This window comes from Chitinophaga sp., assembly GCF_036569185.1.
Lineage (GTDB): Bacteria > Bacteroidota > Bacteroidia > Chitinophagales > Chitinophagaceae > Chitinophaga.
This window is the reverse complement of sequence record NZ_DATCRD010000072.1, coordinates 1-12345: the sequence shown is the minus strand read 5'-3', so window position 1 is coordinate 12345 and position 12345 is coordinate 1. Positions and strand designations below refer to the sequence as shown.

The 12345-nt window shown below is 48.9% G+C and carries 13 protein-coding genes; 10 read left to right on the top strand and 3 right to left on the bottom strand.

The features are described from left to right. Positions 1-5: 5 nt before the first annotated feature. The 5 genes from VIM72_RS05235 to VIM72_RS05215 all read left to right on the top strand — a co-directional run bounded on the left by VIM72_RS05235 (position 6) and on the right by VIM72_RS05215 (position 5278). Positions 6-1433, top strand: coding sequence for a metallophosphoesterase family protein (locus tag VIM72_RS05235; RefSeq protein WP_332001813.1), 1428 nt, complete (start codon positions 6-8; stop codon positions 1431-1433). Next, positions 1420-3231, top strand: coding sequence for a cytochrome-c peroxidase (locus VIM72_RS05230; RefSeq protein ID WP_332001812.1), 1812 nt, complete (start codon positions 1420-1422; stop codon positions 3229-3231). The genes VIM72_RS05235 and VIM72_RS05230 overlap by 14 nt, the downstream gene beginning before the upstream one ends. A gap of 155 nt (positions 3232-3386) precedes the next feature. Continuing rightward, positions 3387-3668, top strand: a complete 282-nt coding sequence (locus VIM72_RS05225) for a hypothetical protein (protein WP_332001811.1) — start codon at positions 3387-3389, stop codon at positions 3666-3668. Beyond that, positions 3655-4326, top strand: a complete 672-nt coding sequence (locus VIM72_RS05220) for a zeta toxin family protein (RefSeq protein WP_332001810.1) — start codon at positions 3655-3657, stop codon at positions 4324-4326. The genes VIM72_RS05225 and VIM72_RS05220 overlap by 14 nt, the downstream gene beginning before the upstream one ends. A 100-nt stretch (positions 4327-4426) precedes the next feature. After that, positions 4427-5278, top strand: a complete 852-nt coding sequence (locus VIM72_RS05215; RefSeq protein ID WP_332001809.1) for an aldo/keto reductase — start codon at positions 4427-4429, stop codon at positions 5276-5278. A 197-nt stretch (positions 5279-5475) separates the two neighbouring features. Here VIM72_RS05215 and VIM72_RS05210 read toward each other — a convergent pair whose 3' ends face one another. Continuing rightward, the gene (locus tag VIM72_RS05210; RefSeq protein ID WP_332001808.1) at positions 5476-6357 is read right to left on the bottom strand and encodes an SDR family oxidoreductase; all 882 of its coding nucleotides are present in this window, start codon (positions 6355-6357) and stop codon (positions 5476-5478) included. A 98-nt stretch (positions 6358-6455) separates the two neighbouring features. Between VIM72_RS05210 and VIM72_RS05205 the strand changes: the two genes are divergently transcribed. After that, on the top strand, positions 6456-6854 hold the full coding sequence (locus VIM72_RS05205) for a helix-turn-helix domain-containing protein (RefSeq protein WP_332001807.1): 399 nt from the start codon (positions 6456-6458) through the stop codon (positions 6852-6854). Here VIM72_RS05205 and VIM72_RS05200 read toward each other — a convergent pair. Beyond that, a complete protein-coding gene (locus VIM72_RS05200) occupies positions 6843-7796 on the bottom strand; it encodes a hypothetical protein (protein ID WP_332001806.1) in 954 nt (317 codons plus the stop codon). The two genes, VIM72_RS05205 and VIM72_RS05200, sit on opposite strands and share 12 nt — an antisense overlap. Positions 7797-7900: 104 nt before the next feature. Between VIM72_RS05200 and VIM72_RS05195 the strand changes: the two genes are divergently transcribed. From VIM72_RS05195 to VIM72_RS05180, 4 genes are all read left to right on the top strand, one after another. Next, on the top strand, positions 7901-8839 hold the full coding sequence (locus VIM72_RS05195) for a YafY family protein (protein ID WP_332001805.1): 939 nt from the start codon (positions 7901-7903) through the stop codon (positions 8837-8839). A gap of 54 nt (positions 8840-8893) precedes the next feature. Further along, positions 8894-9955, top strand: a complete 1062-nt coding sequence (locus VIM72_RS05190; protein WP_332001804.1) for a winged helix DNA-binding domain-containing protein — start codon at positions 8894-8896, stop codon at positions 9953-9955. 62 nt (positions 9956-10017) lie between these two features. Beyond that, on the top strand, positions 10018-10821 hold the full coding sequence (locus VIM72_RS05185; protein WP_332001803.1) for a HipA family kinase: 804 nt from the start codon (positions 10018-10020) through the stop codon (positions 10819-10821). Beyond that, entirely contained in the window at positions 10799-11185 is a 387-nt protein-coding gene (locus tag VIM72_RS05180) for a DUF3037 domain-containing protein (RefSeq protein ID WP_332001802.1), read from the top strand. Before VIM72_RS05185 ends, VIM72_RS05180 begins: the two co-directional genes overlap by 23 nt. A gap of 63 nt (positions 11186-11248) precedes the next feature. On the opposite strand, the gene VIM72_RS05175 is transcribed toward VIM72_RS05180, so the two are convergent. Then, a partial coding sequence (locus VIM72_RS05175; RefSeq protein ID WP_332001801.1) for a hypothetical protein occupies positions 11249-12345 on the bottom strand: 1097 nt, incomplete at its 5' end.

Sequence of the window (12345 nt, the reverse complement as noted above, 5' to 3'; positions counted from 1 at the left end):
CCTATATGAAATCTATCCTTCTCGCATCCCTGTGCCTGTTCGCCGGTTTGTACCCGGCGCAGGCGCAGGATGCCGCCGTTAAGAAAGTGCCCGTTGCTGCAAAGCTGATCCGTGGCCCCTACCTGCAGGCCGCCGGTACACAGCAAATGATGATCCGCTGGCGCACGGATGTTTCTTCCCGCAGCCGTGTGAAATACGGCACGTCGCCTGATAAACTGGATCAGCAGGCAGATGATGCCGGCCTGGTTACCGAGCATAAAGTGCTGCTCACCCACCTGCAACCCAACACCCGCTATTATTATTCCATTGGGGGTTACAAAGATGTATTGCAGGGCAACGCCGACAATTACTTCATGACCCTGCCTGAAGCCGGCAAAACGGGCCTGTACCGCATTGCAGCGCTGGGCGATTGCGGCGATGGCTCTCCCAACCAGCAACTGGTAAAGGAACAGCTGATAAAATATATTGGGGGCAATTACCTGAACGCATGGATATTACTGGGAGATAATGCTTATCCCGACGGTACCGATGCGGAGTATCAAAGCAAGTTTTTTAATGTTTATAAAGATGACCTGCTGAAGAAATATCCCCTGTTCCCCGCACCGGGCAACCACGACTATCATGATACTGATATCTCTGCCGCCATGGCGCAGCAAACCCACCAAACCAACTACTATCAGAACTTTTCCATGCCATCGGAAGGGGAAGCCGGCGGATTGCCCTCTCACAGCGCTGCGTTCTATTCCTTTGATATCGGGAATATTCATTTCCTGTCGCTCGACAGCTACGGCAAAGAAGACAGCGCTTACCGCCTGTATGATACCACCGGTCCGCAGGCTACCTGGATAAAAAAAGACCTGGCCGCCAATAAAAATAAAGGATGGGTGATTGCCTACTGGCATCATCCGCCATATACCATGGGCTCTCATAACTCCGACAAAGAAGATGAGCTGATACATATCCGCGAAAACTTTATCCGCATACTGGAGCGCAACGGGGTAGACCTGGTACTGAACGGGCATAGCCACGATTATGAAAGAACCAGGATGATCAGCGGGCATTATGGTCCGGCAGGCAGCTTCGACCCCGTCAAACACAATATCAGCAGCTCTTCCGGGCGAAACGACGGCAGCAGTAATTCAGCGCCGTATATCAAAGACAGTATACACAGCACCGGTACCGTATATGTAGTGAGCGGCTCCGCCGGCAAGCTGGGAGGTAAGCAAACCGTTTACCCACATAATGCCATGTACTTTGCAGATGCCGATCATGGCGGGTCCACCATCCTGGAAATACAGGGCAACCGTCTTGATCTGAAATGGATCTGCGCAGACGGTGTGATCCGCGACCAGTTCACCATGATGAAGAACGTAAACAGGAACACCCGCAACCTTAATAAAAAAGGATCCTCCAAAGTACATGCACCGAAATAAGGTCATCTGGCTGTTATTCAGCCTGCTGCTGGCAGCGTACAGCTTTACGCCTTCCACCGATGACCACGGTGTAGCCCATACCATTGCCATTTTCAGGGAAGGCGCCGCCGGGTTCGCAGCGGCTTCCCTGGAACTGGAACAGGCGGTACAAGCCATTCAGAAAAATGATACCGCCAGCGTTAACAGGGCAAAAGAAGCCCTGAAAAAATGCCGCTTACAATATAAACGGATAGAGTTTTTTCTCGATTACTTTTTCTTCTCCTCGTCGATGGTATATAACCGTCCCGCTAAAACGGAGATAGACGAGCCTTACATGGAATACCAGGCCCCATCGGGGTTACAGCAGATAGCGGTGATCCTGTTCGGGAAAGATCCTTTCTCCCGGAAAAAAGAACTGGCAACAGAAGCGCTGGTGATCCGTACAGCAGCTGCCGATCTGCCATCGCTGCTTTACCAGTTCAGCACCAGCGACAAAGCCATTATGGAAAGTATCCGCCTGGAACTGGTACGCCTGTATGCCGGCGGTATTACCGGTTATGATACGCCGGAACTAAAAACGGGCATCACGGAAACGGCGCAGTCCATGCGCACCATCCGTGCAGTGCTTAGTCCCTGGCTCAGCAATACTTCCCCGGTGGCGCATTACCTGGATCAATGCATCCGGTACCTGGAAGCGCATCCCGGCTTCGACGATTTCAACCGGCTGGAATTCCTTACTACCTGTGGCCTGCCGCTGCAGGAAGCCACGGGCGCGCTTATCCACGATCTGCAATTGGACCTGCATACCCGCAGCGCCCTGAATTACAATGCCCCTCACCTGTTCAGTAAAGATGCCATCGACCTTAAAACATTTACTAACGGCGCCGTATATACGGAAAATCAAAAATTATTGGGCAGGCAGTTATTCTTTGAAAAAGCGCTTTCCGGTAACAACACGCGCAACTGCGCTACCTGTCACCGCCCGGAATTATACTTCAGCGACGGTCTCCGCACCAGCATGGCATTGGATAACAAAACACCGGTAAAAAGAAATGCACCGGCACTTACCTATGCCGCTTTTCAATATGCACAGTTCTGGGACGGCAGGGCCGGTACGCTGGCGCAGCAGATACTGACCGTGATCAGCAATCCACAGGAAATGGATGGGGATCACGCGGTGATCGTCCATCGCCTGGAAGACAGCGCCAGTTACCGCAGCGCTTTTTCCGATGCCTTTCCCGGCAATACCGGCGCGACAGTAACCATGCCCCACCTGGCTACTGCTATCGCCGCATACCTGAGCACTCTGGCGCCTATGAACAGCGCTATGGACGAATATTTTGCCGGCAATAAAAACGCCATGACACCCGCACAGATCCGTGGCTTCAATTTATTTACAGGTAAGGCACAATGCGCTACCTGTCATTTCGCCCCTTTATTCAACGGGCTTACACCGCCCCTGTACCAGTTCACCGAATTTGAAAATCTCGGTATAACAGCCAGCGACGACCTTCAGCATCCTTCCCCCGATACCGATGCCGGCAGGTATGAGTTTTTTCCCATCCCCTATTACCAGCGGGCCTTTAAAACGCCCACTGTGCGCAATACCGCCATGACGGCGCCTTACATGCACAACGGCGCTTTCCGGGATCTTGAAAAAGTAATGGAATTCTATAATGCAGGAGGCGGCAACGGGCTTGGGATAAATGATCCTTATCAAACCCTTTCTTCCGCACCGCTGCACCTGAGCAATGCGGAGATCGGGGATATTATTGCGTTTATTCATGCGCTGACGGATAAAAAGGATTTTAAGAAATAGACACATACGGAGATCGCCAATCAGAAAAGCGCTATAAATACCTGCATAACAATATCATTATCAACTACTTATATTAACCCTAAAGAAACCTGCAAAATTGGATTTCAGCCTGCATTTACGTATCTTTACGAGGTTATAATATCTTACCATTACATATGACAAATATTGAATCAGAAATAGCTTTGCAGGATAAAAAATTTGCTGCAACTATTGAAAAAATACGGAAAAGAAATTTCAGCAATAACCTTCCTTTCCTGATGCTTTCTGATAAGCTGCCAGAAGGTCAGGGATTTTATGAATATGCCGACGGGCATATAGAAATTCAGGAAGTTTATACTATTGGAGCTGAGATAGAAACACGGCTGATACGGCGCTTATCAGATGCGGAATCTATTACTATCAGGCAACAGTATATGAAAGAAAATGGATTATTCTAAGCCCACCTTGCTCGTTATTTCAGGGCCAAACGGAGCAGGCAAATCCACGCATATTGAATCGATGTTACCCTCATTGTTTGAAGGTGTTTTACCTTTCGACAGGGATTTAACACGCACCAACATTGAAAAAAAACTGGCTGAAGAAGGCATTTCCCAGGAACAAATCAAAAGCCGTTCTGCCCAAATGATGGAAGATTTCCTGATCTCCAAAATGGACGAGGCTATATTTAAAAACCAACACTTTGTTTTAGAAACACCGTTGTCCCACCCTGACTATTGGAAATATATAGACCGCTTTGAAAACAAGGGCTACCAGATTCAGCTTAACTACCTGTGTCTCGACAAAATAAAAGATTGTGAACAAAGGGTAAGACTAAGGGTGAAAGAAGGCGGGCATGCTGTAGATGCAAGGACAATCAAGGGTGTATATGAGAAAAACCTGGAGCATATCAACAACTATAGTAATACTTTTAAAGTCATTTGCCTGTATGATGGCATGATAAAGCCCACATTACTTGTTAAACTGGAAGATAATAAAGTAATTATGGCTAAAGAATCTTCATTAAAAAAAGCATGGTTAAAAAAAGGATTACCGTCAATCGCAAAAATGATAACGGAGTACTTCCATGAACAAAATAAAACAGCAGGAAAGGATTAAAGAGGTTTACCCCATTCTTTGATTTATACAACTCTTTCTGTTATTTTCACAATTCCAGCTGTCCTCCTTCCCCTACCTTTGATCCATCAAATTATAAAACATGGAAACAACACAAATATCCTCCGCATCTACCTTTACTTTAGGTGGCGACATCACGGTTAACCGTGTAGGTTACGGCGCTATGCAATTAACCGGCAACGGCGTTTTTGGAGATGCTGCCGATCGCCCCAACGCGATCAAAGTATTACAGCATGCAGTAGATGCCGGCGTAAACTTTATTGACACCGCCGCTGCATATGGCCCCGGTTTCAACGAACGCCTCATTGCCGATGCGCTGCATCCCTACAGGAAAGGCCTTGTTATAGCTACCAAAGGCGGTTTCCAGCGTCCGGGGCCCAACCAGTGGGTGCCTGATGGCCGCCCGGAATGGATTGCCCAGGACATCGATAACAGCCTTAAATTCCTTAAAACAGAAGTGATAGACCTGTGGCAGCTGCACCGCATTGATCCCAATATCCCGGTGGAAGAAACCCTGGCCCCGGTAGTAGCCGCGGTAAAAGCCGGTAAGATCAGACATGTAGGGCTGTCGGAAGTAAATATTGAACAAATCCAGCGGGTGGAAAAAGTATTGCCTGTTGTATCTGTACAAAACCTCTACAACCTGGGCAACCGCCAGTGGGAATCCGTACTGGATTACACGGTTGAAAAAGGTATTGCCTTTATTCCCTGGTTTCCGCTGGCTTCCGGTCCGCAGGCACTGGAAGAAAAGATCAGTAAAATTGCTGCGCGTCACAACGCCACTACTGCCCAGATTGCCCTGGCATGGCTGCTGAAACGCGCCGCCAACATCCTCCTGATCCCAGGCACCAAAAGCATTTCCCACCTGGAGGAAAATCTCAAAGCAGGAGCTATCACTTTGTCGGACGAGGACTTCGCCGCGCTGAGCGCGTGATGGTCGCCTTCGGCGACGCGGATTTTGTCTGACTCAGGATTACGCTGATTATACTGATTAATTTGATTTTATTTTTTTGGATTTTATAAGGATTCGGGGAGATAAAAGCGGATACATTATCCGTTTTTATCTCCCCGAATCCTTTAAAATCATACATGATCAATCAAATTAATCAGTATAATCAGCGTAATCCTGAGTCAGACAAAATCCGCGTAAACTGTTTTGAGGAAATCTTTCAGCGTTTCTGGTTTCCTGCCGAGCAGCTGCTCCAGCGTTGTGTCGGGGAAATCGAATTCACCCTGCGCTATGGCTTCGCAGAAACCGGCCAATGTATGGATGCCTTCTACCGGTACGCCCGCCTGGGTTAATTGTGCGGTAAAATCGGCTGTGGAGGCGGGGATATACTGTACCGGCTTACCTGATAGCTCGCTCAGTTGTTGTGCAATATCACCAAAAGTATAACTGGTATCCGCCGCCAGGTGGTAGGTTTTATTTTCATGACCGGTGCCCAGCAGCAGGATAGCCCCTGCCACTCCCATGTCGTAACGGGTGGCATATGGCGCTTTTCCATCGCCGGCAGGCAGGAAAATAGTACCGGACTCCAATACCTTTTCTCCCAGGAACATCGGCAATACATCCGCATACAGCGCATGTGCAAGGATGGTATAAGCAAGCCCGGAAGCCTTCAGGTACTTTTCCGTTGCCAGGTGCGCTTCGGCAATAATCCCTACCGCTGAAGCGCCCACTTCTTCCTGGTGCTGGTAGCTGGTATAGAATACATGTTTCACTTTGGCCGCTACTGCTGCATTCACTACATTTTCATGCTGGCGGATACGGCCTGTAACATCGGTCCCGGATATAAAATACAACTTATCAATACCCTGGAAAGCAGCTACCAGGGAGTTGTAATCATTATAATCGCCTTTGAGCACCCTTACCCCCTTTGCCTGCAAGGCAGCCGCCTTTTCAGGATCCCTTACCAATACGGCAATATCAGCCGCTGCTGTTCTTTTCAATAATTCTTCTGTTACTACTTTGCCAAGCTGACCTGTGGCTCCTGTTACCAATATTTTACTCATGTGATATTTCAGTTTTAATTTTCCAAAACTACTTACCTTTGGTAACTATCTGTTCAGCCTTACCTTTTTGTTACTGCTAACCTTTAGGTAAGTTAAAAATGTTAAACGTGAATAATTGTGAACGTTCCCCGGAGGCTTGTACCGCCTCCCTTACATCAGTAGGAGATGCGCTGTATGCCATTGGTGGTAAATGGAAACTGAAGATCATTGTGGGCCTTATAGGTCATAGAAGGCGCTTTAATGAATTACAGCGTATAGTGACAGGTATTTCTGCTAAGGTACTGTCGAATGAGCTGAAAGAAATGGAGCTGAATGGTTTTGTGAGAAGAATACCAGTGGAAGATGCCAACCATATCATGGAATATGAGCTGACGGATTACAGCGATACCCTGAGCGATGTACTCCATGCATTAACTACGTGGGGAAAAATGCACCGGCAGAAAATTACAGGGCGCAGTATGGATATACCCGCCCCGCAACCCGCATCAGTTGAGTAACGTGGCTTTCACTGGCAACTGCAGCTGGTAGCCTTTGCTGCCCATGTATACATATCTTTCCACGGCGGTGAACCGTATTTTATTTTTTCCTTTCAGCAGGCTTTTTACTTCCTCCGGGAGCCCGTCTGTATCGGTAGAGGTAGCGGTTCCTTTCAGCGTGATCACGATGTCGCGGAAATACTTTTTATCACCTGCAGGTACCGTGTACTCGCTGCTCCAGCTGGATAAACCTTCTTCCGCCCCTACCTCCGTTCTTTCTGTACCATAAGCCGCCATCACCTGCTGGTAGCCACCGTTAATACCAGCCACCAGGAAAAGTGCGCCATCGAACGGGCCACCACCAGGCCCGTTGCTATGTTTGATCATAAATGCATACTGGTCGTTTCCTATCTGCAGGGGCTTAGGCGCAGGACAATTTGAAAACGCACCATACGCTTTAATGGCCGGCTGGAACATCCGCAGTTTCCAGCCTCCGTCTGTAAGCACAAACTTGGCGAGGCCCAGCAACCCGCCGGTGAAGCGCGATGTTTGCAGCCCTTCTTCATCAAATACAGAATGGTTAAAGCTGATCACCTTGTACTGCAATCCTGTGGAGTCTTTAAAATCCATTTCATTGATCAGCCGGGTAGCTACGCCTTCCACAAATGGAAATACCGCATCCCCGTCGCCGTTTACATCAGGATAGGATTTTGGCTTGCAGGTTTTGCATTCCCAGTTGATCAGTTCATTCCTGTATTTATCCTTGCTAAGGTTGTAGTATTTCCCGGGAAACAATTGCAACAAAGCTTTCTGGGCGTTAAAAGTTCCTGCCAGCACCAGGTTGCGGGGCTGTAAAATGGTATCGGGCACATTTTTCTTTTGCAGGTACTCATCAGATTGGGCATAACAGGCAGCTGCCAGTCCTGTTTGCAGCAGTGCCATCACAAACAAACGTTTCATCATAAGTGTAAGCGATTATCTATACAAAGGTAATACTCAGGGCGCAAAAACGATGTCGGGGGAAAACAGTAAATTAGTTACCTGAATCCTGCTAACTGTTTTCAACCATGAACCGCTTCGACCGATTAACCGCCATCCTGATACATCTGCAATCCAAAAAACTGGTATTGGCACAGGAAATTGCCGACCGTTTTGATGTTAGTCTGCGTACCGTATACCGCGACGTGCGCTCACTGGAACAGGCCGGGGTACCTGTGATCGGGGAAAAAGGCCTGGGCTATTCCATCATGGAAGGTTACCGCCTGCCGCCGGTGATGTTCACCGAAGAAGAAGTAATTGCTTTCCTCATGGCGGAAAAAATGCTGGAGCAGCATGCCGACCTGCAAAACAGCGAACGTTTTAAAGGCGCTATGTTCAAGGTAAAAGCGGTACTGCGTAATGCACAGAAAAAAGTGATGGAAGACCTGGAAGAAAATATCGTTACCCATAAGGTATCCGAACATAATTACCTGCTCAATGATACGCTCCCATTACTTATCAGGGCCATAGGCGAAAAGAAGATACTCCATATCCAATACGCTACCGAAACCGGTGTTAATGAGCGGGATATTGAGCCGATAGGCATCTTACGGGAAAACGGTACCTGGAATGCGATTGCTTTCTGCAATACCTCCAAAAGATATCATCCCTTCAGAACGGAAAGGATGCTGTCTGTAAAAGATACCAACCGGCCATTCCAGCAGGAACACATCTCCCTTAACCAATACCTGGCAAACAAACCTAAAGATAACGGGCAATCGTTCCCGGTGGTGATCAACGTTCACAACAACATGGTCCGCTATCTTACAGAACAGAAATACAACTATGGCTTTATTACGGAAAAAACAGGCAAAACGCATACCCGGATGGAGTTTGAAGCGCCCTGTATCCAGGCCTTTTCCCGCTGGTATATCACTTTTGCAGACCAGGCCGACATTATTACGCCCGCTTCCCTTAAAACACTGGTAAAAGACCGGCTGAAAGAAATGCTGAAAAAAGTTTCGTGAGCGGTTTTTTCCAACTGACATACGGTTGTCACATACCACCGGTAATTTTGACATATGAACAGTCAGCAGATCGCACAACACCGGCTGCAACAGCAGCAGCTCCTCCATTCCGGCTTCACGCAGCCGGCAGCGCTGGTACGCTGGATGGGCTGTATACAGGCCCAGGATTACGCTGGCGCCAAATGGGCCATCGGCAACCGTATCAAGGGCAGCACCGATGCTTCCATTGAAAAGGATTTTAACGATGGGAAAATTCTCCGCACCCATGTACTGCGCCCTACCTGGCACTTTGTAGCGCCGGAAGATATCCGGTGGATGCTGCAGCTTACCGCTCCTAAAATAAAAGCCTTTAACAAAAGGCTGCATACTAAACTGGGCATCACTGATAAAGACCTGAAACGCAGCAATACCATTATTACCAATGCGCTCAGCGATCATAAATTCCTTACCCGCGCAGCTATTCTCCCGTTATTGGCCAAAGCAAAGATCAATACAGATGATATCCGGCTGGGCTTTTTCCTGATGGAAGCGGAACTGGAAGGGCTTATCTGCAGCGGGCCGCGGCAGGGAAAGCAATTCACCTACGCATTGCTCTCAGAACGTGCGCCTGCGGCGCCCCTGCCCGACCGGGAAGAAGCCATTGCCCGGCTCACACTTTGCTACTTCAGCAGCAGGGGACCTGCTACCCTGCAGGATTTCCAGTGGTGGAGCGGGCTGAATGTGGCCGACATCAAAAAAGGATTGCATCTCAACAAAGAACAGCTTACCCATACCGTTACTAACGGTAACGCCTATTGGTTTGCTGCCGCTGCCCCGGTAAATAAACGCACCGCTCCCTCCACTTTCCTCCTGCCCTGTTACGATGAATATGCCGTGGCTTATAAAGACCGCAGCGATATTCTCCCGGCCGGGCATCCGGCTGCTGCCGGTTATGGTATCTTTAAGCCTGTAGTTGTGGTCAACGGGCAAATCAGCGGTACCTGGAGCCGGAAAGAAAGCAGCCGGCATATTACTGTTACCACGGAGCTGATGGGCCCCGTCAAAAAAACAGCTCCCGCAGCTGCCGCTTATGCCGCTTTTATAGGTAAACCCCTGCAGGAGTTAATCTCCATATAAAAGATATTTGGTTACTTTGCCCTGGTACAGATCCATATTAAGCAAACGAACCAGGTTATCAGATGACAGAAGATATACAACTTCAGCTCAGAACGGTGAATGTAACCCGCTATGTAACGCCGTTACGTGAAGGGGGCTCGCTGCCGGCCATTGCCGAAGCAGACGACGGGTTCCTGTATGCCCTGAAATTCAGGGGTGCAGGCCAGGGCGTAAAAGCGCTCATCGCAGAGTTAATTGGCGGCGAACTGGCCAGGATACTTAAACTCAAAATACCGGAGCTGGTATTTGCCAACCTGGATGCCGCGTTTGGCCGCACAGAGCCCGATGAAGAGATACAGGACCTGCTGAAAAAAAGCGTAGGGCTCAATCTTGCCCTGCATTATTTATCCGGCGCTGCTACCTACGATCCAACGGTGAATACCATTGATCCGCTAACGGCATCAAAGATCGTGTGGCTCGACTGCCTCCTCACCAATGTAGACCGCACTGCGCGCAATACCAATATGCTGATGTGGCGCAATGAGCTATGGCTTATTGATCATGGCGCCTCTCTTTACTTTCATCACTCCTGGCAAAACTGGCGCGAACAATCGCTCCGTCCTTTTGTACAGGTAAAAGATCATGTGCTGCTGCCACAGGCCGCTGAACTGGAACAGGCAGACGCCGCCTTCCGCTTAATACTTACACCGGAACGCATACGCGCCGTAGTAAACATCATCCCTGAAACATGGCTGCAAAGTGAAGACAGTAACGATGTTACACCGGAAGAAAGACGTCAGGTATATTTTGAATTTTTAAACAACCGGATCAGCCACTCCGGGGTATTTGTAAAAGAAGCACAACATGCAAGACAATCACTTATATGAGTACGCGGTAATACGGGTGGTGCCAAGCATGGAGCGGGAAGAGTTTCTGAATGTTGGCGTCATTCTTTATTGCAGGCAACAAAAATTTTTACAGGCAGTATATACCTTAAACGAAGAAAAATTACATGCGCTGTCACCACAGGCAGATGTTAACACCATCCGCCCTTACCTGGATGCCTTTGTGGAAATTGCCAAAGGCAGCAAAGCCGGCGGCCCAATCGGTACGCTGGATATAGCCAGCCGCTTCCGCTGGCTCACTGCCATGCGCAGCAGCGTGGTGCAAACATCCAGGGTGCACCCGGGCTTTTGCAGCGCTAACCCCGAAGACACGCTGATGCGGCTGCATGAGCAGCTGGTACTTTAACAACACCTCCAAACATACAGATGCCGGGCAAATACTACCCGGCATCCTTATTTTCAGGGACCACTATTTTTGTCCTAAATTCTTACGGACCAGTTTCACAAAAGCATCCGGTGTAACCACCCGTACATTTTCGTTCAGTCCTTTTATCACCGTGTTGATGGCCGACATATCTTTTGTCCAGGTGTGCACAAAAACCAGTGTATAACCTGCACGGCTATACGGATCCGCCGGGCGGGCATTGATGTTACTGATCACTGTAGCTTCTTCCTCCAGTCCTGCCCATAAGTTATCTGCCGCTTCTATCACCGGTTTCCCGTTGGCCGAGAAACGGATACTGCCACCCGGCGCCTCTCCATAGCCGGTATACAACAAAGCATCTATATTGGGTTTTGCGAGATATTTATCCCACAGATCCATTCTGGCTATTGCGCCCTGGTCAAGGATGTTCACAATATTCAGATCAGCTTTCTCCATAAAGGTATTCAACCGGTCCAGGTACAGGTCCAGTGCTGCTGCCGGCATTTTGCTAGGGAAAGTATACCCGCTTCCACTTGGCCCGGCCACAAAAAAGTCCCTGCCTTTATCTGTATTGGCGGCCTTTTCATAATACCATCGCATAGCGGCTGGCGCCAGGTCTGCCAGGGAAGGGCTGATGGTATAGCCCATGTTGAAAGTCCCCCTCAGTGGATGACTAAAATACGCCTGCATGCTCCAGAGGTCGTAGCCTATGTTATCACCATCGCTCAGCAGGAAAGTAACGTAGTGCACATTTTGTTCCGTTGCGGGCGTGGTGTGGCCCGGCTGTTTCAACGGGGCTTGTTCATACACACTGCTCAGCGGGGCGAGGTTGGCGGCCAGGTCGGTTGGCAACATAACCACACCTGCTGCTGCAGCATTTGCAACCATCGAAAACTCTTCTTTTCCATAGCCAAAGCAAAAGGCCTCCGGTTGAAGCGCCTTTAACACATTGGCGCGCCAGGGAGTTTCCCCGTCATAAAAAGTGAACGCATTGGTAAGCGTAATATAATCCCGGAGGTGGTGATCAATAGCAGGATTTTGTTCTGCTGCCAATACCTTATTGAATGATGCCGGGTAATGTTCCCATACCCACTGCTCATCACGTGCACGCATATCCGCTTTTTTTGTTTTAATACCGGCGG